Annotated in this window: 24 protein-coding genes, 3 pseudogenes and 1 riboswitch; of the genes and pseudogenes, 15 read left to right on the forward strand and 12 right to left on the reverse strand. The window is 70.2% G+C overall.

The window, feature by feature from the left end; all coding sequences use genetic code 11:
• Positions 1-42 precede the first annotated feature (42 nt).
• A complete protein-coding gene (locus T398_RS12900; protein WP_496446926.1) occupies positions 43-312 on the reverse strand; it encodes a DivIVA domain-containing protein in 270 nt (89 codons plus the stop codon).
• 588 nt (positions 313-900) lie between these two features.
• Here T398_RS12900 and T398_RS12905 point away from each other — a divergent pair.
• Both T398_RS12905 and T398_RS12910 read left to right on the forward strand, forming a co-directional pair.
• Positions 901-1,134 (forward strand): winged helix-turn-helix domain-containing protein, encoded by a 234-nt coding sequence (locus T398_RS12905; protein ID WP_496446928.1) that lies wholly within the window; start codon positions 901-903, stop codon positions 1,132-1,134.
• A 110-nt stretch (positions 1,135-1,244) separates the two neighbouring features.
• The gene (locus T398_RS12910) at positions 1,245-1,472 is read left to right on the forward strand and encodes a winged helix-turn-helix domain-containing protein (RefSeq protein WP_496447033.1); all 228 of its coding nucleotides are present in this window, start codon (positions 1,245-1,247) and stop codon (positions 1,470-1,472) included.
• 351 nt (positions 1,473-1,823) lie between these two features.
• Here the strand turns inward: T398_RS12910 and T398_RS12915 are convergent.
• Positions 1,824-2,066: pseudogene (locus tag T398_RS12915) on the reverse strand (hypothetical protein); the annotation flags it as partial.
• Positions 2,067-2,092: 26 nt separating this feature from the next.
• A complete protein-coding gene (locus T398_RS12920; protein ID WP_496446930.1) occupies positions 2,093-3,295 on the reverse strand; it encodes a helix-turn-helix domain-containing protein in 1,203 nt (400 codons plus the stop codon).
• Positions 3,296-3,806: 511 nt separating this feature from the next.
• Here T398_RS12920 and T398_RS12925 point away from each other — a divergent pair.
• Genes T398_RS12925 through tmk form a run of 3 tightly spaced genes read left to right on the forward strand, consistent with a single transcriptional unit; the run spans position 3,807 to position 6,620 of the window.
• Entirely contained in the window at positions 3,807-4,541 is a 735-nt protein-coding gene (locus tag T398_RS12925) for a DNA glycosylase family protein (protein ID WP_496446932.1), read from the forward strand.
• Positions 4,525-6,021, forward strand: a complete 1,497-nt coding sequence (locus tag T398_RS12930; protein WP_496446934.1) for a B12-binding domain-containing radical SAM protein — start codon at positions 4,525-4,527, stop codon at positions 6,019-6,021. Before T398_RS12925 ends, T398_RS12930 begins: the two co-directional genes overlap by 17 nt.
• Entirely contained in the window at positions 6,018-6,620 is a 603-nt protein-coding gene (gene tmk / locus T398_RS12935) for a dTMP kinase (protein WP_496446936.1), read from the forward strand. Before T398_RS12930 ends, tmk begins: the two co-directional genes overlap by 4 nt.
• Here the strand turns inward: tmk and T398_RS12940 are convergent.
• Positions 6,617-7,162 carry a class IV adenylate cyclase gene (locus T398_RS12940; protein WP_496446937.1) on the reverse strand — a complete coding sequence of 182 codons (546 nt, stop codon included), beginning with the start codon at positions 7,160-7,162 and terminating at the stop codon, positions 6,617-6,619. The genes tmk and T398_RS12940 overlap by 4 nt on opposite strands.
• Positions 7,163-7,295: 133 nt before the next feature.
• Between T398_RS12940 and T398_RS12945 the strand changes: the two are divergent.
• From T398_RS12945 to T398_RS12955, 3 genes and pseudogenes are all read left to right on the forward strand, one after another.
• Positions 7,296-7,682: pseudogene (locus T398_RS12945) on the forward strand (transposase); the annotation flags it as partial.
• Positions 7,683-7,783: 101 nt separating this feature from the next.
• Positions 7,784-8,368 (forward strand): winged helix-turn-helix domain-containing protein, encoded by a 585-nt coding sequence (locus T398_RS12950; RefSeq protein WP_496446939.1) that lies wholly within the window; start codon positions 7,784-7,786, stop codon positions 8,366-8,368.
• Position 8,369: 1 nt separating this feature from the next.
• A complete protein-coding gene (locus T398_RS12955; protein ID WP_496446940.1) occupies positions 8,370-9,623 on the forward strand; it encodes an MFS transporter in 1,254 nt (417 codons plus the stop codon).
• A gap of 110 nt (positions 9,624-9,733) precedes the next feature.
• Here T398_RS12955 and T398_RS12960 read toward each other — a convergent pair whose 3' ends face one another.
• The gene (locus tag T398_RS12960) at positions 9,734-10,372 is read right to left on the reverse strand and encodes a TetR/AcrR family transcriptional regulator (RefSeq protein WP_496446942.1); all 639 of its coding nucleotides are present in this window, start codon (positions 10,370-10,372) and stop codon (positions 9,734-9,736) included.
• A gap of 173 nt (positions 10,373-10,545) precedes the next feature.
• On the opposite strand from T398_RS12960, the pseudogene T398_RS12965 reads away from it, so the two are divergent.
• The 4 genes and pseudogenes from T398_RS12965 to paaN form a co-directional block, all read left to right on the forward strand.
• Positions 10,546-10,776 (forward strand): annotated as a pseudogene (locus T398_RS12965) (acyltransferase family protein); the annotation flags it as partial.
• 272 nt (positions 10,777-11,048) lie between these two features.
• Positions 11,049-11,182, forward strand: a riboswitch (SAM riboswitch).
• A gap of 10 nt (positions 11,183-11,192) precedes the next feature.
• Positions 11,193-12,479: a threonine synthase gene (thrC, locus tag T398_RS12970; protein WP_496446944.1), complete on the forward strand. Its 1,287-nt coding sequence runs from the start codon at positions 11,193-11,195 to the stop codon at positions 12,477-12,479.
• A gap of 272 nt (positions 12,480-12,751) precedes the next feature.
• Positions 12,752-13,750 (forward strand): GNAT family N-acetyltransferase, encoded by a 999-nt coding sequence (locus T398_RS12975; protein ID WP_496446946.1) that lies wholly within the window; start codon positions 12,752-12,754, stop codon positions 13,748-13,750.
• A gap of 52 nt (positions 13,751-13,802) precedes the next feature.
• On the forward strand, positions 13,803-15,476 hold the full coding sequence (gene paaN / locus T398_RS12980) for a phenylacetic acid degradation protein PaaN (protein WP_496446948.1): 1,674 nt from the start codon (positions 13,803-13,805) through the stop codon (positions 15,474-15,476).
• Positions 15,477-15,625: 149 nt separating this feature from the next.
• Here the strand turns inward: paaN and T398_RS12985 are convergent, their stop codons facing one another.
• The 3 genes from T398_RS12985 to T398_RS12995 form a co-directional block, all read right to left on the reverse strand.
• Positions 15,626-16,405, reverse strand: coding sequence for an SAM-dependent methyltransferase (locus tag T398_RS12985; RefSeq protein WP_496447035.1), 780 nt, complete (start codon positions 16,403-16,405; stop codon positions 15,626-15,628).
• A gap of 99 nt (positions 16,406-16,504) precedes the next feature.
• Positions 16,505-16,663, reverse strand: coding sequence for a hypothetical protein (locus T398_RS12990; protein WP_496446950.1), 159 nt, complete (start codon positions 16,661-16,663; stop codon positions 16,505-16,507).
• A gap of 24 nt (positions 16,664-16,687) precedes the next feature.
• The gene (locus tag T398_RS12995) at positions 16,688-17,224 is read right to left on the reverse strand and encodes a GNAT family N-acetyltransferase (protein WP_496446952.1); all 537 of its coding nucleotides are present in this window, start codon (positions 17,222-17,224) and stop codon (positions 16,688-16,690) included.
• A 210-nt stretch (positions 17,225-17,434) separates the two neighbouring features.
• On the opposite strand from T398_RS12995, the gene T398_RS13000 reads away from it, so the two are divergent.
• Positions 17,435-17,638 carry a cold-shock protein gene (locus T398_RS13000; protein ID WP_007073263.1) on the forward strand — a complete coding sequence of 68 codons (204 nt, stop codon included), beginning with the start codon at positions 17,435-17,437 and terminating at the stop codon, positions 17,636-17,638.
• A 603-nt stretch (positions 17,639-18,241) separates the two neighbouring features.
• The gene (gene groL, locus T398_RS13005; protein WP_011904189.1) at positions 18,242-19,864 is read left to right on the forward strand and encodes a chaperonin GroEL; all 1,623 of its coding nucleotides are present in this window, start codon (positions 18,242-18,244) and stop codon (positions 19,862-19,864) included.
• A gap of 57 nt (positions 19,865-19,921) precedes the next feature.
• Here groL and T398_RS13010 read toward each other — a convergent pair whose 3' ends face one another.
• From T398_RS13010 to T398_RS13020, 3 genes are all read right to left on the reverse strand, one after another.
• The gene (locus T398_RS13010; RefSeq protein ID WP_496446954.1) at positions 19,922-20,125 is read right to left on the reverse strand and encodes a hypothetical protein; all 204 of its coding nucleotides are present in this window, start codon (positions 20,123-20,125) and stop codon (positions 19,922-19,924) included.
• A gap of 86 nt (positions 20,126-20,211) precedes the next feature.
• Positions 20,212-21,141 carry a GNAT family N-acetyltransferase gene (locus T398_RS13015; protein ID WP_496446956.1) on the reverse strand — a complete coding sequence of 310 codons (930 nt, stop codon included), beginning with the start codon at positions 21,139-21,141 and terminating at the stop codon, positions 20,212-20,214.
• Between the two features lie 45 nt (positions 21,142-21,186).
• The gene (locus T398_RS13020; protein ID WP_496446958.1) at positions 21,187-23,616 is read right to left on the reverse strand and encodes a S8 family serine peptidase; all 2,430 of its coding nucleotides are present in this window, start codon (positions 23,614-23,616) and stop codon (positions 21,187-21,189) included.
• 112 nt (positions 23,617-23,728) lie between these two features.
• On the opposite strand from T398_RS13020, the gene T398_RS13025 reads away from it, so the two are divergent.
• On the forward strand, positions 23,729-25,540 hold the full coding sequence (locus tag T398_RS13025; protein ID WP_496447036.1) for a glycerol-3-phosphate dehydrogenase/oxidase: 1,812 nt from the start codon (positions 23,729-23,731) through the stop codon (positions 25,538-25,540).
• 50 nt (positions 25,541-25,590) lie between these two features.
• Here T398_RS13025 and T398_RS13030 read toward each other — a convergent pair whose 3' ends face one another.
• On the reverse strand, positions 25,591-26,985 hold the full coding sequence (locus T398_RS13030; RefSeq protein ID WP_496446960.1) for an FAD-binding oxidoreductase: 1,395 nt from the start codon (positions 26,983-26,985) through the stop codon (positions 25,591-25,593).

A 26,985-nucleotide genomic window follows, 5' to 3' on the forward strand; every position in this document is an offset into this window, starting at 1 on the left:
TCCGCTCCTGGCGGCAGGCAGTTGCGGTCGGTCCACCCGCGCTCAGCGGTGCCATCGGCTGTTCGCGGTCGTGGCGGCGTGCTGGCAGTCGGTGTGCCGGGACTGCCACTGCCGCAGCGCCTGCCGGATCAGCTCACCCTCGGCGTGGGCGGTCGTCGCCTCCCGGGTGAGTCGTTCCAGCTCGTCGGCGACGCGGTCGAGGTAGGCGTACACCTGCTCGGGGTCCAGGCCGCGCCAACGCCGCCGGGCGAAGGTCGCGGCGCGTACCTGGGATGAGAAGAGGCGTCGGGCTCGGTAGATCATGGCTGTCACGTCCTTTCGGTAGGTGCTGGGTCGGGGCGGCGCCGAGGCGGGCGGGGGCGACCGGCACGTCCGCGCGTGGCGTACCGGCCGGAGCCCGGCACCCGCCCCGGGCCCTTTCCCACGTCGCGGACCTTCGCGAGCGGGCGTCAGATGGTTGGGTGCCGGCGGTCAGATTCGGTGTGTCTTTGCTACTTCGCCGGGCCGGAGCGCGGCGTACGGGCAGCCTGCGCTGATCAGCTCCAGCAGCAGCACGGTGGCGGTAGCAGCGGCGGGCTACGTCTCGCGCAACTCCGCCATCATCTGCCCTATCGCCGGGGCGTTGCTGGCCGCCGAGGCTTCCGACGCTCTCATGTGAATCCCCTCCCTCCGAATGGATGCCGGGGCAGCGCGTACCCAATCCGAAAGGCTGCAGAATGCGCAAGGGCTGCCCCGGCATTGCCGGCCAGGATCCCGGCTAGGAGCGACGCGTCCAGCTGCCGAGCGAGGAGCATCGCTCTCTCGAGCGTAAGGTGTCTAAGGTGTCTAAGTCAACGTCGAAGTTGTAGGTGTTGAAGCTGGCGTGTTGGAATGGGCGGGCCGAGCGAGGAGTTGTCCGTCATGCCCAACCGCACCGCTGACTACGTCCGCGTCGTGGATTCGATCACTGCTCAGATTCGAGCGGGTGAGCTTGCGCCGGGAGACAAGCTGCCGACCTACGCGCAGCTCGCCGACCACTTCAAGATCAGTGTCACGACCGCCCAGGCCGCGCTGCGCATCCTTCGGGAGCGCGGACTGGTCGAGGGGCACCAGGGCAAGGGAACGTACGTCGCGGAGCGCCTCGATCCGGCGTAGCGCGTCGGGCGAAGGTCGCGGTGAGTACCTGCGATGAGCGCAGGCACCTCGGCAGATCATGACTGCCGTGGGATGATCGGATGGCCATGCCAGCCCGGAAGGATCCTGACCTGCCTGTGTTGCCGCTGAGCTATGCCGAGATCGCTGCGGACATCACGGCTCGCATTGAAGTTGGCGAGTATGAGCCAGGCGCCAAGTTGCCGTCCTACTTCCAGCTTGCCGATCTCTACTCGGTCTCGAAATCGACGGTTGCCCGCGCCGTGGCACTGCTGCGCGATCGGGGAGTCGCTGTCGGCGCACCGGGGCGAGGGGTGTACATCCGGCAGCCGGACCGTTGAGGGAGCGGGCCACCCGCCCCGGCGTGCCGGATGCGAGTGGCCCGTTGTCGGCTGGCGGCGCGACTTGGCCGCGCGTCTGGCTGATCGCGATCTGCCGACGAAACATCGATCCGCGCGTCGCGAGCTGCTACGTCAGGAAGCGGGTACGGCGCCGGCGCCCGATCAGGTAGCCCGCACCACCGAGGAGCAGTAGCGCGCCGCCGCGCCACCTGGATCACCGACTTCTACAACCGGCGCCGCCGGCACTCCGTCTGCGACTGGCGATCCCCCATCGACTACGAACGATCAGAGACCCGCGCCCTGAAGGCCCAGGCCGCATAACGGAGCCCTCCACGATTCCAGGGGATTGACAATCCAGCGTTCCTCCCAGTTCTGGGAGATGTAGCCGGGCTGTGGCTGGTGGCGGTCGCGTGCCTCGGGGACGAACACGACGAGGGTTCCTGGCCCGGTCCAGCCGTCGGCGAGCAGGCGCAGCGCGTCGGGTCGCCACGACGGCGCGTCGGGATCGCGGGGCATCGGCCCGGCGACGAACACGGATGCCTGCCAACTGTCGGGGGGTTGCTCGCCGGCGTGCACCACGACCGTCTTTCCCACGGGCTCTCCTTCTGCTGGGTGGCTGGTCAGAGCGGGATGCCGACACGTTCGCACAGGCCGCGCAGCTCTGCCCAGCCAGAGCCCCGTCGGGCCCGGTCCAAGGCGCCGCGCAGGGTTTCGGCCACGATCGGGGAGTTGCGTACGCGCTGCGGTGCGAGGCGTTCACCGACCAGGAGCATCCGTACTGCCTCGGTGTCTTTGCCGGTATTCGACAGTGCGCGGGCGAGGTCGATGTAGAACGCGGCCTGCCGGGATACGGCCGGTACAAGGTGTGGGGTAACGCTGCGGGCGATCTGCACGGCGTGGCCGGGGTCGTTGCCGTCGGCTTCCATGCTGATGCGCCAGAAGTTGATGTTGGTGGGGCCGAAGTGTAAGCCGAGCGCGTCGGATTGGCCGGTGCGTTCAGCGATATCGGCGGCCTCGGTGACGGCGGCGGCGGCACCGCTGATGTCGCCCTGGGCGTACTTGGCGAACCCGGACACGGTAACCAGTTGTCCCAGCAGTTCCAGGCCGCCGGGCTTTGACAGGTGTCCTTGCAGCGCGGTGGTGCCCTGGTCGGCGATGATTTGCGCGCGGGTGTAGAGGCCGACGCCGCTGGCGGCGTGGGCCTGCGACCAGGCGGCCATTCCCAGCATGATCGGGTCTTCCAGTGCGGTCGCGGCTTGCCGGGCGCGGTCGGCCACGAGTACGGCGGAGGCGGGTTCGCCGAGGTATCGGATGACGAACGAGGCCGCGTCGGCGGTGAAGACCAGGGCCTTGAGCGCTTCGGTGCGTTCGTGTCCGGCGGCTGCGGCGTGTAGACCGGCCAGGAGGTCGGGGAGTAGGCGGGCGGCCCCGAGGTAGTCGCAGCCGAACCGCAGCGCGGTCACGGTGTCGAGTTGCCGCAGCAGCGGCTGCAGCGGCCCGGCCGCGACGGTGGCTGGGTAGTCGAGGTCGGCTTCGATGATTGCCTTAGTGATGCCGTGGATCGCGTCGCGGGATTGACCCTTGTCGCCGGGTAGTACCCCGGTTGTGGTCAGGTCGGACAGCGGCACCCGCAGTGCGGTGGCGATCTCGGCGAGGAGGAACCGGTTGTCGGCCGACCGTAGGCCGTGCTCGATGCGCGACCAGGTGGTGTGGCTGATCCCGGTGACGCTGGCGGCGTAGCGGATCGACCAGCCGCGCTGCTGGCGTAGCAGTTTGATGCGCTCGCCGATCGGTTCGTCGGAGATCAGTCGCGGTGGCCGCATCCCACTTCTCCTTCCCCTGTGGATGATCGACTTATTCGGTTATGGCCTGCTACCAGCGTAGACGCTGTGGTGCCAGTTGGCACCAGTCACACCGACCGATGGATTTACGGTCGGGTCACGGGACGCGGCGGTCCGTGACTAAGCCTCCAGGCCGCTGCACCCGGACCTGTTGGCGAAAGCGAAGGACGGTCTTTGTCTAACCCGAGAGGGGGTACAGCCCATGGTTCGCTGGCTACTTCGCCGCCACCGTTCCGAACGGCCTACCTAACCCGCTGCGCGGGTTCCCGGGCGTCGGATCGGCCGGGCATTGTCGGTGTGACATACCGGATGAAGGGTGATGCCGGCGGCATCACGGCTAAACCTGCTAGACCTCATCCCACCCGTTGGGTTTCCGGAAGACGGGCCGAGGCGCGAGGACGTGCCGGTAGGGCAGTGAGGGAACGACATGGCGACGCTGATGCAGGACCACCCCGGTTGGCAGGAGACGAGCGGGGGTGCGTGGGTGCGAGTGATGCGGCGCTCCACAGAGCGGTGGCTGCTGACATGGCATGCCGGCGATGAGGTCGTCAGCACCACGTCTGCCGGCCGAGGCAACGGCCTACCTCCGGTGGTGGATCGCATAGAGCCGGTGGTGCCGGTGGGTGCGCTCGCCGTGCTCGCCCCCGCCGTGGAGGAGACCGGCCCGGTGCTGAGGGCGCGAAACGGTGACCTCTGGGACGCGATCGGTACGGCGATCATTCGGCAGGTCATCCGAGCCGGGCAGGCACGCATCATGTACGACCGGTTCTGTGTCGCACACGGCGAGGCCGTGGCGACCCCCTACGGTGTGCGCCACCTGTTCCCGTCGCCCGAGGTGGTCGCGGCCCTGCCGGTGGAGGCGTTCGCCGAGCTCGGCATGGCGTTCAAGCGACGGCCCTTAGCCGCAGCGGCCGAGGCGTACATCGGCAATGCGGAAAAGTGGGAGCAGCTCGACCCGCTCACCGTGGTGAAGGCACTGCAATCCGTACCGCGTATCGGGCCGTGGACCGCCGGCGCCGCCATCGCCGACGTCTCCGGCGACTTTTCCCTCTACCCCTATGCGGACCTTGCGGTCCGCACTTGGGCGCACCGCGCAGCACCCGGCGTCGCCTGGCCGGAGGACGAAGCCTCCTTCGGCGCCCTCTGGCGGCGCGATGCCGGAAACCACCTATCGGCACTCACATTGCTGACCCTCGCTTGGGGAGGAACGCATGTCCGTACACCATGACTACCCGTCCACGGCCGACATGACCGCCGGCCGGGTCGCCGGTCACGACTCCGCCCGCCCTCTCGACCTGCTGTTCGTCAACGCGCCCCTGCGTGACTACGCCGAACGCCCCCGGGTCAACGACTTCACCCTGCCCGTGCTCGGCATGGCCTACCTCGCCACCTACGCAGCCCGCCACGGCTTCAACGTCGGGGTGCTCGACGCCGAAGCGCACGGTATCCCGGTCGACGACACGGTGACCCTGGTCAGCTCCCTCCGGCCCCGGTGGGTGGGGTTGAACCTGCTCGCCCCCACATACGAGATCAGCGCCCGCATCGCCGACCGGCTCGACCCGGCTATCCGAGTCATGCTCGGCGGGCACCAAGCCAAGGCGATGCCAGGGCAGATCCTCACCGACCGGAGGATGCGCAACGCCTCCGCGCTGGTCCTCGGGGAGGGCGAAACCCGGGTCGTGGAGCTGCTGCGCGACCACCGTAGCCGCGCCGACCTACCCGGGATCATGTGGCTCGACCCGATACTGCGCACCACGGTGACAGGCGGGCGTCTCGGCGTGGGGCATCATCACCTGGCGCCTGACATCGACGCCTTGCCATACGTCGACCGCCGGTACCTCACGCGCGATCCTCGGGTAGCTGAGGACGGCCGTATCGAGGCGAACATGGTCGGCGCCCGCGGCTGCCCTTACGACTGCTCGTTTTGCGGCGCTGCCGTCAGCGCCAACCCCGATGTGACGATCCGGGTTCGTGCGCCGGAGAACATCCTTGGCGAGATGTCCGACCTGCGAGAACGGTACGGGGTGACGGCGTTTCGCTTCGTTGACGACCTGTTCCTCGGCGCCCGCCGGGTCATCGACGCGATGATGAAGGCGTTCGCCTGCGCCCGGGTCGGCGAGTGGGCAGTGTGGGATGCCACGGGGCGCATCAATGTTCTCGCCAGGGTCAGCGACACCGGACTCGACCGGCTCGTCGGTAACGGGCTGCGCGAGGTGGCGCTCGGGATCGAATCCGGTAGCCCGCGAGTGCTCCAATACATCGACAAGCGGATCAACCCGGATATGATCCGGACCGTGGTGCGCCGGCTGTGCGAGCGCGGCATCGCCGTCAAGGGCTACTTCATTCTCGGTTTTCCCGACGAGAGCCCGGAGGAACTGGGCGAGACTGTCCGCCTGGTCCAGGAGCTGTGGGCGCTGACCGACCGGCTACCCGGCAGGTTCCGAGCCAGCGTGTTCGAGTTCCGGCCCTACCCCGGGACACCGGAGTGGACACGACTCATGTCCACCGGCCGCTACACCCCGGCGCAGCTTCTCGCCTACGACGCGGTGGACCTGACCAGCGACGGTGCGGATGAGGCGATGCGCGGCCGTGACGAGTTCAACTTCTCCGTGGGCATTCAGTTCGGCGGCGTCCCAGTCACCGAGGTCCGCCGCCACCTCGCCGAGTTGACCCGCGAGCAGCACGCCCGAATCGCGGTGCGCGCATGAGCCGGGAGGGCTTCTTCGTCGTTCTCGACGGCCCCAGCGGGGTCGGTAAGTCCACGCTCGCCCGGCTGCTCGCCGAACGGCTAAACGGTGCCGGGCACCGATGCGTCGTGACGAGGGAGCCCTCCACGGGACCGATCGGCATAGTGGCCCGCGACGGCACCCACGCCTTCCACGGGCTCACGCTCGCCTGTCTGGTTGCCGCTGATCGCTATCACCACCTCGCCACCGAAATCCGACCCGCGCTGGCCGCCGGCTACATGGTGATATGCGACCGCTATCTACCGTCGTCGCTGGTGCTGCAACGGCTCGACGGCGTCCCCACCGAGTATGTGTGGAGCCTCCACGTCCACGCGGACCGCCCGCACCTGACCATCATCCTGGCCGGAGACCCACAGCTCTGCCAGCACCGCGCAGCCCAACGCGGCACCTACAGCCGCTTCCACAACGGCATCGCTGGCGAGATCGAGGCATACCGCGAAGTAGCCTCCGTCCTGGACACAGCGGGCTACCCGACCATCACCTACGACATCGGCCATGGCCCTCCGGAACAGGTCGCGGACGCCTTGAGTCTGCGGATCCTCGCCTTCCTCGCCTGCTAACCAGCCGTCGCCGGCTGCCGAACAAGCTGGTCGTAGGTCGCGCCCGTGCGCTCAAGCGGCGCCCCCAGCGACGCCACCCACCGGGCCAGTTGCGCCTGCGTGCGGCCCATATTGTCGGTGCCAACGGCGATCGCCTCCACCTCGAGGAACGCGCCGGCCCCGTCGACCTCGTCCAGACACAAGACGTAATCATCCACGCGAGCGGTACGGCGCTGCTTGGAGAAACGCACGGTGGGTCGGTAGCCCATGGCCAGGATCGCGTGGTGCATCTGTTCCCGGTCGTTCACCACTGTCTCGAACTCGCGGCACGCCAACACGTTGTCAACCGGAGTCTTCGCCGTGAACGTGCAATGCCCATCCTGGGTCCGCAGCCGCACAAACGTGACCCCAGTCCGAGGCTCACCGTCCCGCCAGGTCTCGGGGGCATACGCCTGGTCGTCCTGATGCGTCGGCGGTGACAACTCGATCCCCCGCAGCGCCAGCACACGAGCCACCTCAGCAGGGTCGAGTACGCGGTACTTGACCTCAATCTCACCACTCACACACGTCAGCTTTCCCTACAGGGCCGCGATGATCAAAGCGCTCGCTTGGACCGACTGTCGCCTCGCTTCGGCCACCGTTGGGAGTCGCTGCAAGACGTGGCTACTGGGATAGGAGTGGCATCAACCATCGATGTCGCTTCCCGGCGCCAGCTGGCAGCGCTGCCGCACCCACTACGCCGCGAACCTCATGTCGATCACCCCGAAAGCCTCCTGGCCCTAAGTGAAAACCCTGCTGCACTCCGTCTACGACCAGCCCGACGCCGCCTCCGTCCACGCCCAGTACGACCGACTCACCGACATCATCGCCGAGAAACCGCCCGCCGTCGCCGAGCGCCTGGACACCGCCCGCGCCGACGTGCTGGCCTTCACCGCCTTCCCGAAGGAACTTTGGCCTCAGATCTGGTCCAACAACCCCCAGGAGCGGCTGAACCGTGAGATCCGCCGCCGCACCGACGTCGTCGGGATCTTCCCCGACCGCAACGCCCTGATCCGCCTCGTCGGCGCTGTCCTTGCCGAACAAAGATCACGGCTTCCGGTGGCGCGACCTCAAGCGAAACGGTCATTGCGAAGACTGAGTCCACAAGCGTATAAACGAAAGAAGTCTTTCGTTTGGGAGTGTCGATGGAGTCGAACGAGCCGGAACGCCGGGTGCGCGTGCAGGACGCGACCAAACTGCGGGCGCTCGCGCACCCGTTGCGCCTGCGGCTGTTGCGCTACTTGCTGGCCGCCGGCTCGAGAACCGCAGCGCAGTGCGCCGAGGCGCTCGGCGACACCGGGTCGAACTGCAGCTATCACCTGCATCAACTCGGCCGTCACGGCCTTATCGAGCGGGTTCCCGCCGAGGGGGCCAACCGGCGTGACCGGCCTTGGCGTGCCGCCTCCGTCGGGTTCGAATTCCTGCCCGAGCCGGGTGATGTCGACGGTCAGCAGGTCAACGCGGCGCTGACTGCGCTCGAGCTTGAGGAGTTCTTCCGGGCGCTGCAGCGCTACCAGCACCAGCAGCACAAGCTGACGGACGAGTGGCGGGAGAGCGCGATCTTTCACCACTACACGCTCTCGGTTACCCCTGAGGAGTTGCGGCACCTCAAGCTGACTCTGGACGCGGTCATCCGGCCCTACCTGCGTCCGATGCGCAACGCGCCTCCGGGGGAGGCCCGGCCGGTCAGTCTCAGTCTGCAGGCATACCCCACGCCTGAGTTCATCTGAGTTGTTCACGCTACTGCGCCACCGTGGAGTCGTTCTGATTCTGCTCGCCGGGCTCTCCTCGACCGTGGCGAGTTGGCTGCTGCTCACCGGGCTGCCGATCTATGTGTTCGGGGTGACCGGTTCGGCGTTCATCACCTCCGCGGTCTTCCTCGTCGAGTTGCTGTGCGGCATTACCCTTGGATCGTTCGCCGGTGCCCTGGCCGACCGCTTCGACAGGTTCCGGCTCATGAGCTGCGTCGCCGTGCTCCAGGCGGTGGCGGTGATCCCCCTGCTGGGTCAACCTGAGCACCACCTGTGGGTCATCTCGCTGGTCGCCGGGGCCCAGGCGGTGCTGACCCAAACGTTTGACTCCGCCCGCAACGCCGCGTTGCCGGGCATCGTCGAGGCCGCGCACCTGGTGCGCGCCAACAGCATGGTGGCGCTCAATGTTAGCGTGGGGCGGCTCATCGGCGGCTCGCTTGGCGGATTCGCGATCACCCGCGAGGGCACCCGTTACCTGGCCGTCGGCGCCGCTGTGGCCTTCGTGGTCGCGGCGGTCCTGGTCACAGCCGCCCGCCGGGCTGCGGACCAGTCCAATCCGTCGGGGACGCCGGAGCGTACGGCGTCGTTCTTCGCCGCCTGGCGGTCCGGCCTCGCGGCGATGCTGCGCAACCGCAGTGTGTGCGTGACGTTTCTGAGCGTGGCGCTGAGCGGTATCGCGCAGGGTCTGTTCGTAGTGCTCTTCGTGGTCTTCGTCAGCCGCGCGCTGCAGGCTGACAGCACGCTCACCGGCATGCTGCGGGGTGTCCAGGCGATCGGCGGTGTGGCGGGCGGGCTTATTGTCGGCACACTCGGCGCGCGACTCAGTCCCCGGCTGCTGATGAGCCTTGGCGCCACCACGTTCGGCCTGCTCAGCTTGGTGATCTGGAACGGACCGGCGGTCACCCGTCAGCCCGGGTGGTACATCCTGCTGTTCATCCTGGTCGGGGCGCCCGGCATCGCCTACAACAGCGGAGCCTTCGCGCAGATTCAACAAAGCGTGCCCGACACCGACCTGGGCCGGGCCTTCGGTGGCTACTACGCGATATACAACGCATCACAGGGGCTGGGCATGGCAGCCGCCGGTCTGCTTGGCGACGCGTTCAGCGTCGTGCTCGTCCTCAACGTGCAGGCCGCGCTCTACCTGGCCTCCGGAGCGGTCGCCTACCTGGGCCTGCGCGCGGTCCTGCGGCAGCGCCGCGACCTGCGACAGCGCTCCACCATCGACATTGGGTAGATCCTGATCGGGGAGTCGCTGTCAGAGCACCGAGGCGAGGGTGTGTATCCGGCAGCAGGACCGCTCCCCGAGCACCAGATACCGACTGGTCAGCGGGCTACGCCGCCGTATCAGCCCGGAGAGCCGTCCCTAGCGTCATCGGCGGTCGCCGGGGCGGCACCGAACAGGCCCAACTGCAGTAGGCGTTGGTTGGCGGCGCTGCGGCGGGCCAGCACCTGCGCATCGAACATGGGCCGGTCCAGGTTGGGCTGCATGACCGGCTCCAGTAGTAGTGGGCCGAGAATCAGGCACAGCATCTGGAACGGCGCCCACTCGAGGTCTGCGTCCGTCTGGCCGTTCTCGGTCGTGATCAGCCGTTCCAGTTCGGTACGAGCACCCGCCAGCAGGCGGCCAAACAGCGCGGCGCTGGCCGGGCTCTCCTCCTGCAGTGCCCGGCGCAGATAGCCGCGCAGCACCGGGTCGGCGCCGAATATCCGCGCGGACACCTCGCCCAGCGACGCCATCAGATCCGTGCCGCTCGGATCCAGTTCCCGAAGGGCAGTGCCGAGCCGGGCGAGAACCTCCTCGTCGACGGCGGCGCGCAGCCCTTCCTTGGAGCCGAAGTGGTGCATCACCAGGGCCGGCGACAGGCCGGCCTCGGCGGCTACCGCGCGGGCCGAGGTGGCGGCGAAGCCGCGCTGCGCGAACAGGCGCAGGGCCGCCTCGCGCAGCCGCGCCCGCCCGGTCAGGTCCGACGGCGACGCTTGCATGCCAGCACGGTATGTCACCGCACCGGCACCGCCCCGCAGGAGCTTCCGGCAGCGGGGATCTCCGGGTTCCACCTGATCCAGGCTGAACGGCTGTTCAGTACGCTGAACCTATGGCCAGTCTCGTGGACAAGCCCGCCGCCCCCGCATCCCGCACTACCTGCGAATTGCCATGATTTCGGGACGCCTTCGCCGGTCACCACCGGCTCACCCGCGCCATGGCCGCCAACTCCTACCCGATCTACATCATCCACCTGCCGATCGTCGTCGTCCTGCAGTTCGCGTTCGCCCGTGCGGGTCTACCCACCTTGGCCACCTTCGCCGCCGTTGCCACCCTCGGCGTGGTCATCAGCGTCGCCGCCGCCGTGGCAATCCGCCGCCTGCCCGGCCTCCGCACGATCCTGTGACCGCCACCCAACTCCCCACCCTGGCCACGATCGTCGAGGCCGCATCGAGCCGGCAGCCGATGCTGATGACGTAGGCTTCTTCAGCCTCGCGAGGGGGCGGTTACCAGCGCTCCTGACGGCCAGGCCGTCACGGGGAGTGAAGCGGTGGCCGTCGTCACGATGGCCGAGTGGCGGACGATGGCGCTTGCGGGGTGAATCACATTCCGCCACAGAGTGGGACCGGGCGGTCATCGGCCGTCGTCGCCGGCCTAGACTCGGCGGCACAACTGAATGCCTCATCCAGAGGGGCTGAGGGACACGGCCCGACGACGCCCCGGCAACCACCCACGTGATCACCCAGAGTGATCGGCGGGGCAGGTGCCAATTCCGGCCCCGCCGCAGAGTGCGACGCGGGGGCAGATGAGAGGAATCTCGAGATGACGTCCACCCTCGCCCCGTCCGGGATCGACCCCGCCGCCAGCCCGGCCCGGGCCCTGATCTGCCGCGCCTGCTCGGCCCGGTACCCGCTCGTCGCCCAGCACGCCTGTTACGAGTGTTTCGGCCCGCTGGAGGTCGACCACGATCCCGCCGCGCTGGCCGCTGTCACCCGTGAGCAGATCGAGGCCGGCCCGCGCAACATCTGGCGGTACGCGCCGCTGCTGCCGGTCGGTCAGGACCCGGCCACCCGGGTCACTCTCGACCCGGGCTTCACCCCGCTGGTCGCGGCCCCGCGGCTGGCCGCCGAGTTGGGCCTCACCGCGCCGCTGTGGGTCAAGGACGACAGCGCCAACCCGACCCACTCGTTCAAGGACCGGGTGGTGTCGGTGGCGTTGACCGCCGCCCGGTCGTTGGGCTTCACCCGGTTCGCCTGCGCCTCCACCGGGAACCTGGCCAACTCGGTCGCCGCGCACGCCGCCCGGGCCGGCGCCCCGTCGGTGGTGTTCATCCCCAGCGACCTGGAGCAGGGCAAGGTGCTCACCACCGCCGTGTACGGCGGGGACCTGGTCGCGATCGACGGGTCGTACGACGACGTGAACCGGCTCTGCGGCGAGTTGGTGGAGACCGACGAGTTCGAGGACACCGCCTTCGTCAACGTCAATGTGCGGCCCTACTACGCCGAGGGCTCGAAGACGCTCGGCTACGAGGTGGCCGAGCAGCTCGGCTGGCGAATCCCCGCCCAGGTGGTGATTCCGATGGCCTCCGGTGAGCTGCTGACGAAGGTCGACAAGGCGTTCGCCGAGTTGGTCGAGATCGGCCTGGTCGAGGCGCCGGCCGGCGGCTGGCGGGTGTTCGGGGCGCAGTCGGCGGGCTGCAGCCCGATCGCCGCTGCCCTGCACGCCGACAGTGACACCATCAACCCGGTCAAGCCGACCGGCATCGCCAAGTCGTTGAACATCGGTGACCCGGCCGCCGGCCCGTACGCCCTGGAGTCGGTCCGCCGGACCGGTGGTTGGATGGCGGCGGCCGACGACGACGAGATCCGGGCCGGGATCCGGCTGCTCGCCCGTACCGCCGGGGTCTTCGCCGAGACCGCTGGCGGGGTGACCGTGGCGGTGCTGCGAAAGCTTGTCGAGTCCGGCCGGCTCGACCCGACCGCCGAGACGGTGATCTTCAATACCGGTGAGGGGCTGAAGACCCTGGACGCGGTGGCGGATCAGGCGGGCCCGAGCCACCGGATCAAGGCGTCGCTGCGGGCGGCCCGGGATGCCGGCCTGATGGGTTGATACGTCATTTAGTGATTGATGAGCCCCGGACTGCGTGAAACCTGCCCGTGCGGGCTTGACGTCCGGTTTTTCATGGCGAAAAATAGCTAGTGCGGGAGGGCTCTCGCCGGAGACTATGTTCTTTCGACCCAGCGCCAGCGGCGTTGTGCGGGAGTCCCTTCCGACCACCCCAAATTTTCCTGCCGCCGCCCTGGCTTCCTGCCTGGTTGCGAAGATCCGGCCCGTCGATAAATAGCTGGACCAGCCAGCGCCTCGTGGCGGAGGCTGCGGGCATGGGCATCACCGTCACCCCCTTCGGCCCCGCCGACGACCACGCGATCGACGCGGCGGTCCGGATCGAGGCGGCAGCCGCCGCCGCTGATCTGCCTGACTTTCCGCTCTTCTGCCCGCAGCGGTTCATCGGGACCGTGCGGCATCCGTTGCCCGGCAACGCGCCCGTGCACCTGCTGGCCCACCTCGATGGTGCGGCCGCCGGCCTGGTCACCCTGGAGTTGCCGCAGCTGGACAACACCGAGAACGTCTTCGTCGACCTGACGGTGCATCCGGCCGTTCGGCGCCGGGGGGTCGGGCGGGCACTCTTCGATCGCGCGGTCGAGCTGGCCCGGGAACACCGGCGTAAGCGACTGACCGCGATGACCCTGGACACGGTGGTGGCCGGTGCCGCCTTCGCCCGGACGCTCGGGGCGGACTCCGTGCTGGCCGACGTCCGCCGCGAGCTGGACCTCGGCCGGCTCGACCCCGCGGCGCTGGCCCGTCTGCTGGCCGAGGCCGAGGACCGGGCCGCCGACTACCAGCTGGTGTTCTGGCAGGGCCATACCCCGGAGGAGTACCAGGCCGACGTCGCCTACCTCGAGGGGCGACTCGTAAGCGACGTGCCGATGGGGGACCTGGTGTGGGAGCCGATGCGGTACGACGTCGAACGGGTCCGGGCCACCGACCTCGCGCTGGACGCCCGCGGCCGCCGTCGCTACCACACCGGGGTACGCCACCGGGCTTCCGGCCGGCTCGTCGCGTGGACCATGCTCGACGTGGCGGCCACCGTCGACTGGCACGCGCTCCAACAGATCACCATCGTGGACCCGGAGCACCGGGGGCGCCGCCTCGGCCTGCTCGTCAAGCTCGAAAACCTGCGGTACCTGCGGTCCCACGAACCGGCGGTGCGGGTCATCAACACCTTCAACGCCGCCGCCAACGACCACATGATCGCCATCAACGAGCAGCTCGGGTTCCGGGTGGCGGACCATTGGACCAACTGGCAGTTGGCGATCTGATCTGTGACGCAGCCCTACTGATCGTGCTGACATCTGTTGCATGATGTCGGGCATGACGGAGACCCCGCACCCCCTGTACGACAGGCACGCCGAGACCCTCGACCGGGCGCTGACCGCCATCTCGCAGCGCGGGTACTGGTCCGCCTACCCGGAGTCGCCCAGCCCGCGGGTGTACGGCGAGACCGCCGCCGACGACGGCAAGGCGGCCTTCGAGGCGTACCTCGGTCGTGACTTTCCCCTGGACCAGGCCGGCGCCGGGAGTACGGTCCGGACCGAGGTCAGCCCCTTCGGCGTTGACCTGGGCGTCGGCTACCCGCACGCGAGCGCGGACCAGCTCACCACCGCCGCCGCCACGGCACTGCCGTCGTGGCGGGACGCCGGCCCCCGGGCCCGGGTGGGTGTCTGCCTGGAGATCCTGGATCGGCTGCACCGCAACGTCTTCGAGCTGGCCAACGCGGTGCAGTTCACCAGCGGGCAGGCGTTCGTGATGGCCTTCCAGGCGGGCGGTGCGCACGCGTTGGACCGGGCGTTGGAGGCGCTCGCCTACGCGTACGCGGAGATGACCCGGCACCCGGGCACGGCCGGCTGGGAGAAGGCGGCGGGCAAGGGCGAACCGCTGCGGATGACCAAGACCTTCCACGTGGTGCCGCGGGGCGTCGCGCTGGTGATCGGCTGCAACACCTTTCCGACCTGGAACTCGTACCCGGGGCTCTTCGCCTCGCTGGTCACCGGCAACCCGGTGATCGTCAAGCCGCACCCGCGCGCGGTGCTGCCGCTCGCGATCACGGTGCGGTACGCCCGCCAGGTGCTCGCCGAGGCCGGCTTCGACCCGAACCTGGTGCAGCTCGCCCCCGAGGCGCCGGGCGAGAAGCTCGCCTCGACGCTGGCCCAGCATCCGGCGGTACGGATCGTCGACTTCACCGGCTCCTCCGAGTACGGCGACTGGCTGGAGGCCAACGCCCGGCAGGCGCAGGTCTACACCGAGAAGGCCGGCCTGAACGCGGTGGTCATCGACTCCACCGACGACTTCAGCGGAATGTGCCGCAACCTGGGCTTCACACTGACCCTGTACAGCGGCCAGATGTGCACCACCTCGCAGAACATCCTGATTCCCCGGGACGGCATCGAGACCGACCAGGGGCACAAGAGCTTCGCCGAGGTGGCGGCCGGCATCGCGGCGGCGGTTGGCAAGCTCACCGCCGATCCGGCGCGCAGCGTGGAGTTGACCGGCGCGATCGTCAACGACGGGGTGTTGGAGCGGCTGGACGAGGTGACCAAGGTCGGTGAGTCGGTGCTGGAGTCCCGTGCCGTCACCCACCCGGCCTTCCCCGGCGCGGTGGTCCGGACGCCGACCATCGTCCGACTGCACGCCGACGACACCGCCGTGTACACCCGGGAGTGGTTTGGCCCGATCTCGTTCATGATCGGGACCGACTCGACCGGGCACAGCCTGGAGCTCCTGCGCGCCACGGTAGGTGAGCAGGGTGCGTTGACCGCGGCGGTCTACTCGACCGAGGAGGCGGTGCTGGACGCGGCCGAGGCGGCGGCGGTCGAGGTCGGGGTGCACCTGTCGGCGAACCTGACCGGAGGCGTCTTCGTGAACCAGTCGGCGGCCTTCTCCGACTTCCACGGCAGCGGCGCGAACCCGGCGGCCAACGCGGCTCTCACCGACGGTGCCTACGTCGCCAACCGGTTCCGGATCGTGCAGAGCCGTCGCCACGTCTGAGTAAGACCCACCCCTCGGGGCTGCGGGGGTGCGCAAGCCCGGCTCCGGCCGCACGTTCATGATCTGTACCAGCGGGGCACTTCCGGGCGGACGACACCTTCGCGGCGTTGTCCGCCCGGCGCCCCTGGTGCCCTGGCGGCGAAGACGAGCTAGGGCTTGCGAGCGATGCCGGCCCAGTAGTAGGCGGCGTGCGGGTCGCTGGGCGGGCCGTCGTCGGGCTGCCAGGCCGCCACCGGGACGATTCCCGGCTCCACCAGCTCCCAACCCGCGAAGAACCGGGCCACCTCGTCGCGGCTGCGGGGTACGAGGGTCATGCCGCTGTCAACGGCAGCGTCAACGGCCGTCTTGACGGCCTCCGGGTTGAAGTCGCCGGTCGGATGGGTGATCGCCACGTAGCTACCGGACGGCAGGGCGTCCATCAGTACGCGAATCTTGCGCCACGGGTCCTCGGCGTCCTCGAGCAGCATCAGGGTCGCGACTATCGTCAGGGCGACCGGCCGGTTGAGGTCAAGTACCTCGCGCAGTTTCCGGTGGTTGACAATCAACTCCGGCTCACGCAGGTCGGCGTGGAGGTACTCGCTGCACCCCTGCTCAGTGCTGATCATCAGGGCTCGGGCGTGGGCCAGGACGATGGGGTCGTTGTCGACATAGACCACTCGGGTCTCCGGGGCGATCTCCTGGGCTACCTCGTGCAGATTCGGCCTGGTGGGGATGCCGGTGCCGACGTCCAGGAACTGCCGCACGCCGGCCTGTCCGACCAGGTAGCGGGCCACCCGGTGGACAAATCGACGGTTCTCGGCGGCCATGGACCGCACCGTTGGGATCGCCGATATCAGGGCCTCGGCGACGGCCCGGTCAGCGGCGAAGTTGTCCTTGCCCCCGAGCCAGTAGTCGTAGATCCGCGCGGAATGCGGCACACCATTGTCTATTGCGGACGAACGGGGCCGCTGCTGATCTTCCGTAGCCGGGTTACTGCTGGGCACGGTCACCTCCTACTAAGGACGCTCGTGGAGCGAGCGGCGTTCAGCCTAGCCGGACATCGACGCCAGCGACATTCCCCGAGACCAGTGCGGCTGGGGTCCGGGTGGCACCGGGTGCACTCCTGGCCGGGCCCGCCGATCGGTGTTCGGGTTGGTGGCCCGGACTCGTTCGGTGTCGTACCGCACCCGTTCGGTGTCGTACCGCACCCGTTCGGTGTCGTACCGTGTCCTTCAGGCCGGGCGGCGCATCTGCAGCTCGGTGAGGGCCGGGATCGTCGGGTGCGGAAGGCGGCGGCCGGTGTCGACGAACCCCAACCGACGGTACGCCCGGTAGGCCCGCTCGTTGCCGACCACGACCTCCAGCATCAGCTCTGGACGACCGCAGGCGCGGGACCAGTCGGCCACCGCGTCGATCAGGTCGGGCAGCAGTCCGCGGCGCCGCCAGGACGGGGTGATGTAAACGGCGAAGATGACGGTGAGCCCCGGTTCGTCCGAAGTCGCCGTGCCCCCGGCATGTCCGACCAGCCGGCCGCTCGGGTCCGCGACGAACTGCGCGTTGGTGCTGCCCGTCGCGGTGTACGCGATGCGCGCCGCGTAGTCGGCGTGGGGGCGGGCCGCCGCGTCGGCAAGCGTCTCCAGGAAGGCCAGCGGTGCGTCGGCGAGCATCTCCAGCCGCAGTGCCCGCATTCGGGCGGCGTCGGCTGGCTGGACCCGACGGACCCGCGCCCGCCGGGTCGATGCCGGCCCCGGGGTGGGATCGCTCGTCATGTCGGTTATTTATCACAACGATGCCCGACGATGGGAGCTGCTCACCGCATGTCCGATTTGTGGTCGTGCGCCGTCGTCACGCCTCGTGTAGCGTGCGATTTCGGTCACCGGTTCAGCGGCCGTCGCCGATCGTCGAACCGGTGCCACCCGTCGGCCGGCGTGCCGGCTCGGCCGGGGTGAGTGGAGTCGCGCAGAGTTAGGAAGTGCACCGTGGCACAGGGCACCGTGAAGTGGTTCAACGCCGAAAAGGGCTACGGCTTCATCGCCGTTGACGGGGGGCAGGACGTCTTCGTTCATTTCTCTGCAATCGAGATGGACGGCTACAAGGCGCTGGATGATGGCCAGCGGGTGGAGTTCGAGATCGCCCAGGGGCAGAAGGGCCCGCAGGCCGAACGGGTGCGCGTCGTCGCCTGAGCGACCGGCGTTGCCACGGGGGCGATCGGCGTAACGGTCGTCCCCAATGTTGTCGCCGCCCAGCCGACCGGCTCGGTGACGCTCGGCTGGGTCTGCCGGCCGCCCGCTGGGTCTGCCGGCCGCCCGCTGGGTCTGCTGGCCGCCCGCTGGGCCCCGGCTGCTGTTCGTTCGTGCCCCGGCTCTCGCCGCACCGTCACCTTCCGAGCCTTACTCGAGGAAAGAACGAGCCCTACCTGAGGAAGCAGGTAGGGCTCGTTGTCGTTGCTGCCGCATGGTCGGCGTGCGAAGGGCTGGTGAGGGTGGTTCGGCGGCCGGTGGAAGTCGACTGCCCTGGGCGATCGTGCTTGCACTCGGCAAGGGGGAGTGCTAAACAGGTCATTGGCACTCGCATACCGTGAGTGCCAATGGTCGGGGCGGGAGGGCCACGGTTGCAGCGGCGTCGCAGGACGCGGGTGCGGCAGTTGGCCGGTCGTCGCGGGCTATCCGGCCCGGCCGACAGACGTCGCCGTCGCCAGGTGGCGACGTCTGAAGGTGCGTAACCAGGCGGCCCATCCGGGAGACACCCTCTCGGGTGGCCGTGAGTGTCCAGGAGGACAACGCCGTATGGCCAAGATGATCGCGTTCGACGAGGAAGCTCGCCGCGGCCTCGAGCGGGGCATGAACCAGCTCGCTGACGCTGTGAAGGTGACCCTCGGCCCCAAGGGCCGTAACGTCGTGCTCGAGAAGAAGTGGGGCGCTCCCACCATCACCAACGATGGTGTGAGCATCGCCAAGGAGATCGAGCTCGAGGACCCGTACGAGAAGATCGGCGCTGAGCTGGTCAAGGAGGTCGCGAAGAAGACCGACGACGTTGCCGGTGACGGCACGACGACGGCGACCGTCCTGGCCCAGGCCATGGTCCGTGAGGGCCTGCGCAACGTGGCTGCCGGCGCCAACCCGATGGCCCTGAAGCGGGGCATCGAGACCGCGGTCGCCAGCGTCTCGGAGGAGCTGCTGAAGCTCGCCAAGGACGTCGAGACCAAGGAGCAGATCGCCTCCACCGCCTCCATCTCCGCTGGTGACCCCAGCGTCGGCGAGATCATCGCCGAGGCGATGGACAAGGTCGGCAAGGAAGGCGTCATCACCGTCGAGGAGAGCAACACCTTCGGCCTGGAGCTCGAGCTCACCGAGGGTATGCGCTTCGACAAGGGCTACATCTCCGCGTACTTCATGACCGACCCGGAGCGGATGGAGGCCGTCTTTGACGATCCCTACATCCTGATCGTCAACAGCAAGATCTCCTCGGTCAAGGACCTGCTCCCGATCCTGGAGAAGATCATGCAGTCGGGCAAGCCGCTGCTGATCATCGCCGAGGACATCGAGGGCGAGGCCCTGGCGACCCTGGTCGTCAACAAGGTCCGGGGCACCTTCAAGTCCGTCGCCGTCAAGGCCCCGGGCTTCGGTGACCGCCGCAAGGCCATGCTCGGTGACATCGCCATCCTCACCGGTGGTCAGGTCATCAGCGAGGAGGTCGGCCTCAAGCTGGACGCCGTCAGCCTCGACATGGTGGGTCGCGCCCGCAAGGTCGTGGTGACCAAGGACGAGACCACGATCGTCGACGGTGCCGGCGACGCCGAGCAGATCCAGGGTCGGGTCAACCAGATCCGGGCCGAGATCGACAAGAGCGACTCCGACTACGACCGGGAGAAGCTGCAGGAGCGGCTGGCCAAGCTGGCCGGCGGCGTTGCGGTGATCAAGGTCGGCGCGGCCACCGAGGTCGAGCTGAAGGAGCGCAAGCACCGCATCGAGGACGCCGTTCGCAACGCGAAGGCTGCCGTCGAGGAGGGCATCGTCCCGGGTGGTGGCGTCGCGCTGGTGCAGGCCGGCAAGACCGCCTTCGACAAGCTCGACCTGACCGGTGACGAGGCGACCGGCGCCCAGATCGTCAAGATCGCGCTGGACGGCCCGCTGCGGCAGATCGCCGTCAACGCCGGCCTCGAGGGTGGCGTCGTCGTCGAGCACGTCCGTGGCATCGAGGCCGGCCACGGCCTGAACGCCGCGACCGGTGGCTACGTGGACCTGATGGCCGCGGGCATCATCGACCCGGCCAAGGTGACCCGTTCGGCGCTGCAGAACGCGTCGTCGATCGCGGCGCTCTTCCTCACCACCGAGGCCGTTGTGGCGGACAAGCCGGAGAAGACCCCGGCTGCTCCGGCTGGCCCGGGCGGCGGGGAAATGGACTTCTGAGTCCAGTTTCGCGAGACCGGAGGGGCGGGCCGCTCGGCGGTCCGCCCCTTTGCGTGGCTACGTTGGCAGCGGCCGTTGGTTGCGCCGCTTCTGCGTCTGGTCGTACGGCTGGGGTGCCGGGACCGGCTCGTCTACGACCGGCACCGGTTCGTCGGCGGGCGGCTCGTCGGCGCCGTCCATCTCCGCCTGCTGCTCGGCATCGCCGACGTCGAGGCGGTCATAGGGCAACGGCGGCCCGGGCTGTTCGTCTTCCGTCGTCATGTGGGCCTCCTCCACCGAAACGGTAGGGGCCGTTGCCGGCTAATGGGGGCGAATGACGCTATCGGATGATCTATCCCATTCGTCGGTTATTGCTCCCCGAGGCTCCGCCGGTACCCGAAGAAGACCCGCTCGATCCGGGCACCCGCGCTGCCCGAGTAGAACCGAACCGGCCCCACCCAGCCGATCTGCGCCCGCGTGATCCCCGCGGCCCGCTGGTCGGCGAGGCAGCGACGCAGCAGCACCCCACCGATCCCGGACCCGGCCGCGGCCGGCGCGGTGCCCATCGGGCCGAACCAACCCGGCCGGGATGAACCCCAGGCGGCGAAGCCGAGGAGGTCGCCGTCGCGTTCGGCGAGGTGGCAGCCGGCCCGGTCCCGGCCGATCGACTCGGCCACCTCCGCGGCCCAGGTGCCGTCGAAGGTCCCCGACACGAATGCCGTCAGCGCCGGCAGATCCGCCGAGTCCGCCCGCCGTACCGTCACCCCCTGACCGGCCAGCCGCTGCTCCGTCGGTGCCGTCGGCCGTAGTGCCGGGCTCCCGGCGCCGGCGAGGTCGGCGGTCATGTTCCAGGCTGTACTGTCCCGGGCGTACCCGAGCGCCTCCGCCGCGCAGATCGCCGGCGTGTAGCGCACATCAATGCCGGGCCAGGCATAGTACGGCGGATTGCCCGCCAGCCGTACCTCCCTCGCCCCGAGCCCGGCGAACTGTTGCTCGGCGCGCGACACCAGCGCCCGCGCCGCCCCCCGTCGCCGGTGCGCCGGCCCCACCGCGACCAGGTCCACATGCGCGGCCGGGCTGCCCGGCGCGGAGAGCGAGCCGAGCAGTACGCCGATGAGCCGGTCGTCCCGGTAGGCGCCCAGCGCGACGACGGGGCGGCTGGTAACCGCCCGCGGCCAGAGCGTCGCCACGATGGCCCCCGCCTCGGCGGCGTCGTCCGGCAGGTCCAGGGACCGGCCGCACAGCTCGATCACGGTCGGCAGCTGCTCCGGCGTCAGCTCGGTGACCAACAGATCCATGGACGCTGACCCTAGGCCACCGGGACACTGTTGTTAAGAAGGCGTTCAGCCGCGGGCGGCGCGGACGGCGGCGTACGCGTCCACCAGGCCGGCGCCCGCGACCTGCGCCTCGTCGCCGCACCGGTCGCCACTAACCCGGACCGCGGTGGCGGTCTCGGTCAGGATCCGGCGCGTCCGAGGTAGATCGCCGATCAACGCCGGGTTGGCCGACCACATCAGCGCCGCCACCCCGGCCACCTGAGGAGTCGCCATCGACGTGCCGTTGAGCGCGCCGTACCCGCCACCCGGCAATGCGCTGAGCACCTCCGCGCCCGGGGCGACCAGGTCCGGCTTGGCGACGCCGCCGGTTCCCGGGCCGCGCGAGGAGAAGTCGGCCACCCGTCGCCGCCGGTCGACCGCGCCGACAGTCAGGACATCCGGGTGGAAAGCCGGGGAATCCTCGATCGAGCGGCAGCGGGGCCCGGTGTTGCCGGCGGCGACCACCATGAGGATCCCCGCGGCGGCCAGGGCGGCAACGGCCGGCTGGAGCGCCCCAGGATCACAGCCCTCCAGCGCGGGGCAGCCCCAGGAATTGGTGAGGATCTCCGGCGCGCGGTGTGGGCGACCGTCGCGGAACGGATCCCCGCCGGTGGGGAAGGGCGCCAGCATGAACTGGAGGCAGTCCAGATAGAGCGCGGGGTTGCCGAGGTTACGGTCCAGATTGACGCAGCCGGTCCAGGTGGCACCGGGGGCGACCCCGGCCCCGTCCCGCCCGACCGCGCTGCCGAGGGTGTGGGTGCCGTGCCCGCCCCGGTCCCGCGGGGCCGAGGTGGCGTTCCAGGGGTCGAACCACGAGTCGTCCCCGCCGCGGAAGCCGGCCGCCAGCCCCGGATGGGTGCCATCCACCCCCGAGTCGGAGCTGCCCACGGTCACCCCCGTACCAGTGATCCCCAGCTCCGACCAGACCCGGTCGGCGCGGATCAGCCGGATGTTCCACTCCGCGCCCGACGGCGGCGCGGCGTCGCCCCGGGCGACGGGGGCGGGCGCGGGCAGGGGGCGGACCCGCTGGCTGACCAGCACCCGATCCACCTCGGGACGGTCTGCCAGCCAGGCCCGCACCAGCGGCCCGCCGTCGACCTCGATCGCGTTGACCAGGTAGTAGGGCGTGTGGTCCAGCCGGAACCGGCGCAGCTCCCGGCGCAGGCCGGCCTGCGTCCGCTCGGCGGTCTCCACCAGCCGCCGGTAGACCTCGGTGGCCCGGCGGTCGCGACCGGCCCGCCCGGTGGCGGCGGGTACGTCGCCCAGGTCGGCCTGCTCCCGGAGCACCACGAAGAGCCGTTCACCGTGCAGCCCGGGCTGCCCTGGCCCGACGGCTACCGCCCCGGCCGCCACCAGCAGGGTGGCCGCCGCCACCCCGGCCACCGTCCGACCGGGTCGGGCGCCCGGACGTCGGACGAGCACCACCCCGTACCCGAGGGCGAGCAGGACCGCGACAGTGCAGCCGGCACCGGCGGCGACCGCTACCCAGAAGGGCACGTCCCGGGCGGTGGCCAGCACCAGGCTGACCTCCTCCGGGTCGGCCCAGGCGAGCGGGCCGAAGACGCTCAGCCCAACCAACCCGGCGGTGGCGGGCCCGACGCCGGTCGTTGTCCGCCGAGCGGCGGCGGCCAGGGCCGCCAGCGCGAACCCGGCCGGCGGCAGCGTCAGCAGCAGCGGCAGCTGGGCGCCGGACTGCCCGACTCCCGCCCCGAGCAGCAGCAGAACGACGCCGGCGACCAGACCGTCCACCAGCACCAGCCGGCCTGATCGGGGCGGGGTGTCGGCGCTGCGGCGGGACCAGAACGCGGCGGGCAGGAGCGCGGCTGCCAGCCCACCGACGGCCGCGGCGGCGAGCGCGGCGAGCAGCGTCTCCAACAGCCCACCGAGCGCACCAACCCAGACCCACGGCAACAGCAGGGCCAGCCCGCCCGCGAGCCCCAGCAGCGTCACCGGGGCGGGGCGTGGGGCGCGCCGTCGGTGCCGGCCCGGTTGGCCTTCCGGGCCCCTCGGCGCGACCCGGTGGGTGACCAGCCGGTGGATGACCAGGGCGGCCAGCCCGGCCGTGCCGGCGAGCGTCGCCAGATACGCCTCGTGCTGCACCGGTGGCAGCGCCCGCGGCAGGCTCAGCGCGCCGAACACCAGCAGACCCACCAGCCAGAGCTGGCCGACGGTGCGTACCACCCGGGAGCGGGGCAGCAGGGCGAGCAGCAGGGTGGGGATGCCAGCCAGGACCACCACCGCGGCGGTGGTCACCGGCCAGAGCCAGACCAGCCGGTCCACGCCGATCAGGAGGAGGAGTTGGTCGGTCAACCAGCCGCCGACTTGGGTGACCACGGTGAGGCCGACGATCCACAGCCCGAGGAAGACGGCGGCGACCACCGGCGCCGGGCTGCTCCGCGGTGGGCCGGCCGGGCTCGGGAGGGGGTGGGCTGGCCAGGGTCCGGGCTGCACCGGCACACCGTACGACGTCGAACCACCGTCGGCCGGCGGTGGGACGGAGTGTCCCGGAATGCGCTGCTGCCCTGGCCGAGACGGGGAGGGCTACCGTGGAGGCGTGCGAGACCCGAATGTGTCCCGAGCGACGGCCAGCCAGCTCTCTCCGCAACGGCGCACCGCCGACCTGCGCAGCCTGGCGGCCGAGCACTTCGATGTCCTGATCATTGGCGGCGGGGTCACCGGCGCTGGCGCCGCTCTGGACGCCGCCTCGCGTGGCCTGAAGGTCGCCCTCGTCGAGGCGCGCGACTATGCGGCCGGCACGTCCAGCCGGTCCAGCAAACTGATCCACGGTGGCCTGCGCTACCTCGAACAGCTCGAGTTCGGCCTGGTCCACGAGGCGCTCACCGAGCGGGGTCTGCTGGCCACCCGGCTCGCGCCGCACCTGGTCCGCCCGGTGCCGTTTCTGGTGCCGCTGCCCGGCGGCGGGCTCCGGGACCTGCCGGCCCGGATGCTGCGCCGCTCCTACTACGGCGCGGGTGTGGCGGCGTACGACGCCTTCGCCGGCGTCTTCGGCGGCGGCCGAGGGATGCCGCTGCACCGGCACCTGACCCGGGAGGGGGCCCGCCGGACCTTCCCGAGCCTCAAGGCGGAGGGGCTGGCCGGGGCGATCCGCTACTACGACGGCCAGGTCGACGACGCGCGGCTGGTGGTCACCCTCGCCCGGACCGCGGCCAGCCTCGGCGCGACCGTGGTTAACAGCGCCCGCGCCGTCGGTCTGATCCGGCAGGCCCGCGAGGTGACCGGGGTTCGGGTTCGGGACCTGGAGGCGCCGGCCGACTCCCCGGACGCCGAGTTCGAGGTACGGGCCCGCACCGTGATCGCGGCGACCGGGGTGTGGAGCGACGACATGTCGCGGATGCTCGACGATGTCGGGCTACGCCCCCGGGTTCGGGTCCGGGCCTCGAAAGGCGTGCACCTGGTGGTGCCCCGATCGGCGATCACCGGCGAGACCGGGCTGATCCTGCGGACCGCCACCAGCGTGCTCTTCGTCATCCCCTGGGGTGGGCACTGGATCATTGGTACGACCGACACCGACTGGCGGCTGGACCGCTCCCACCCCGCGGCCTCCGCCCGGGACATCGAGTACCTGCTGGCGCAGGTCAACACCATCCTGGACCGGCCGCTGACCACCGCCGACATCGAAGGCGTGTACGCGGGTCTGCGACCGCTGCTGGCTGGCGAGGCGGACTCCACCTCCAAACTGTCTCGGGAACACGCGGTGATCGAGCCGATGCTCGGGCTGCTGCTGGTCGCCGGGGGCAAGTACACGACGTACCGGGTGATGGCCGCGGACGTGGTGAACCGGGCGGCCCGCCGGCTCGGCGCGGCGCCGTGGTCGCGTACGGCCGACCTGCCGTTGCTCGGCGCTGACGGCTACTCGGCGATGTGGTGGGACCGGGCGGACCTGGCCCGCCGGCACGGGGTACCGGTCGGCGTGGTCGAGCATCTGCTGGAACGGTACGGCAGCCTCACCCTGGAGCTGTTGGCCCTGATCGACGCCGATCCGTTGCTCGGCTCGCCGTTGGCCGGCGCGCCGGAGTACCTGGCCGCCGAGGTGACCTATGCGACCCGGGCCGAGGGGGCGCTGCACCTGGAGGATGTGCTGGACCGGCGGACCCGGATCTCCATCGAGACCGCGCACCGTGGCCTGGAGTCGGCCGAGCACACGGCGGAGCTGATGGGCGCGGTGCTGGGCTGGGACGCCGATACCCGGGCCCGGGAGGTGGCGCACTACCGGGCGCGGGTGGCGGCGGAGCGCAACTCACAGCTGATGCCGGATGACGCGACGGCCGACACGGCTCGGCTCGGTGCCCCCGATGTCCGTGGCTTCGCCGCCGACCGGGGGGACGGGGATTCGGTGGAGCGGGCCGCCCCCTCCCCGTAGCCACGGCGCCGGGTCGGCACACCTTGCCCGGGTTGTGTAGGCCCGCCGGGTCAGAGCACCTTGCCCGGGTTGAACAGGCCCGTCGGGTCCAGCGCCGCCTTGATCGCCTGGTGCACCCGGATCCCGACCGGACCGACCTCCTCGGCCAGCCACTCGCGCTTGAGCAGGCCGACTCCGTGTTCGCCGGTGCAGGTGCCTCCCAGCTCGAGCCCCAACCGCATGATCTCGTCGAATGCGCGTCGTCCCCGGTGGAGGCTCGCCGGGTCCGCCCGGTCGACCACGATGTTCGGGTGCAGGTTGCCGTCCCCGGCATGCCCCACCACACCGATTGGTACGTCGCACTCGGCGGCGATCCGCGCCACCCCGTCCAGCATGGCGGCCAACGATCCGCGCGGCACCGCCACGTCGTCAATGACCAGGCCGCCGTTACCGTCCGGGTACGTCTCAGCGGCGAACCGTTCCATCGCCGGGTGCGCCAGTCGTCGTGCCTGTAGCAGCGCCGCTGCCTCGGCCGCGTCGGTGGCCGTGTACACCTCGTCGGCGCCGGCCGCCGTGCAGACCGCCGTGAGCGCGGCCAGGTCGTCGGCGGCGCCCGCGCCGGTGTCAACGGCGGCCAGTAGCAGCGCGGCCGCATCCTGGCGCAGGCCCATCGGCCGGTACGCCTCGATGGCGCGCAGGTGCGTCTGGTCGAGCAGTTCCAGCAGGCTGGGGGAGAGCCCTTGGGCGGCGATCTTAGCCACCGCGGCCCCCGCGGCGGTGCTGCTCGGGAAGACCGCCACCATGGTCCGCGACTCCGCCGGAGCGGGCCGCAGCGCGACGGTCACCTCGGTGAGCACCCCGAGGGTGCCCTCGGAGCCGACGAAGAGGCGGGTCAGGTCGTAGCCGGCCACTCCCTTCGCGGTACGCCGTCCGGTGCGCAGCACCTCGCCGGAGGCGAGCACCACCTCGAGGCCGAGCACGTACTCGGTGGTCACGCCGTATTTCACGCAGCACATGCCACCGGCGTTGGTGGCGACGTTCCCGCCGATGGTGGACGATTCCCAGGAGCCGGGGTCCGGCGGGTACCACAGCCCGTGTTCGGCGACCGCGGCGCCGAGAGCCGCGTTGACCACTCCCGGTTGCACCACCGCGATTCGGCTCACCGGGTCGATCTCCAGGATGGTGGTCAGGGCCGAGGTGCTGATCACGACGGCGCCATCCACCGCGTTCGCCGCACCCGCCAGCCCGGTCCGGGCGCCCTGCGGCACCACCGGTGCCCCGTGCCGCGCCGCGGCGCGTACCACCGCCGACACCTGGGCGGTGTCCTGGGGGCGGGTGACCACGAGTGGCGTGCCGGCGGAACAGAGATCTGCCTCGTCCCGCTGGTGCGTCCGGAGCAGATCCGGGTCGGTCAACACCGCGTCGGCACCGAGCGCGGCACACAGCTCGTCGAGGAGGGGACCCAT

It is taken from the genome of Salinispora goodfellowii, assembly GCF_059570675.1.

Bases quoted from the DNA above. Each gene is read 5' to 3' on its own strand.
- T398_RS12950 (WP_496446939.1), top strand. From the start codon at position 7,784: ATGGAGTCGAACGAGCCGGAACGCCGGGTGCGCGTGCAGGACGCGACC.
- T398_RS13030 (WP_496446960.1), bottom strand. From the start codon at position 26,985: ATGGGTCCCCTCCTCGACGAGCTGTGTGCCGCGCTCGGTGCCGACGCG.
- T398_RS12930 (WP_496446934.1), top strand. From the start codon at position 4,525: ATGTCCGTACACCATGACTACCCGTCCACGGCCGACATGACCGCCGGC.
- tmk (WP_496446936.1), top strand. From the start codon at position 6,018: ATGAGCCGGGAGGGCTTCTTCGTCGTTCTCGACGGCCCCAGCGGGGTC.
- T398_RS12920 (WP_496446930.1), bottom strand. From the start codon at position 3,295: ATGCGGCCACCGCGACTGATCTCCGACGAACCGATCGGCGAGCGCATC.
- T398_RS13015 (WP_496446956.1), bottom strand. From the start codon at position 21,141: ATGGATCTGTTGGTCACCGAGCTGACGCCGGAGCAGCTGCCGACCGTG.
- groL (WP_011904189.1), top strand. From the start codon at position 18,242: ATGGCCAAGATGATCGCGTTCGACGAGGAAGCTCGCCGCGGCCTCGAG.
- T398_RS12975 (WP_496446946.1), top strand. From the start codon at position 12,752: ATGGGCATCACCGTCACCCCCTTCGGCCCCGCCGACGACCACGCGATC.
- paaN (WP_496446948.1), top strand. From the start codon at position 13,803: ATGACGGAGACCCCGCACCCCCTGTACGACAGGCACGCCGAGACCCTC.
- T398_RS12995 (WP_496446952.1), bottom strand. From the start codon at position 17,224: ATGACGAGCGATCCCACCCCGGGGCCGGCATCGACCCGGCGGGCGCGG.
- T398_RS12905 (WP_496446928.1), top strand. From the start codon at position 901: ATGCCCAACCGCACCGCTGACTACGTCCGCGTCGTGGATTCGATCACT.
- T398_RS12960 (WP_496446942.1), bottom strand. From the start codon at position 10,372: ATGCAAGCGTCGCCGTCGGACCTGACCGGGCGGGCGCGGCTGCGCGAG.
- T398_RS12925 (WP_496446932.1), top strand. From the start codon at position 3,807: ATGCGGCGCTCCACAGAGCGGTGGCTGCTGACATGGCATGCCGGCGAT.
- T398_RS13010 (WP_496446954.1), bottom strand. From the start codon at position 20,125: ATGACGACGGAAGACGAACAGCCCGGGCCGCCGTTGCCCTATGACCGC.
- thrC (WP_496446944.1), top strand. From the start codon at position 11,193: ATGACGTCCACCCTCGCCCCGTCCGGGATCGACCCCGCCGCCAGCCCG.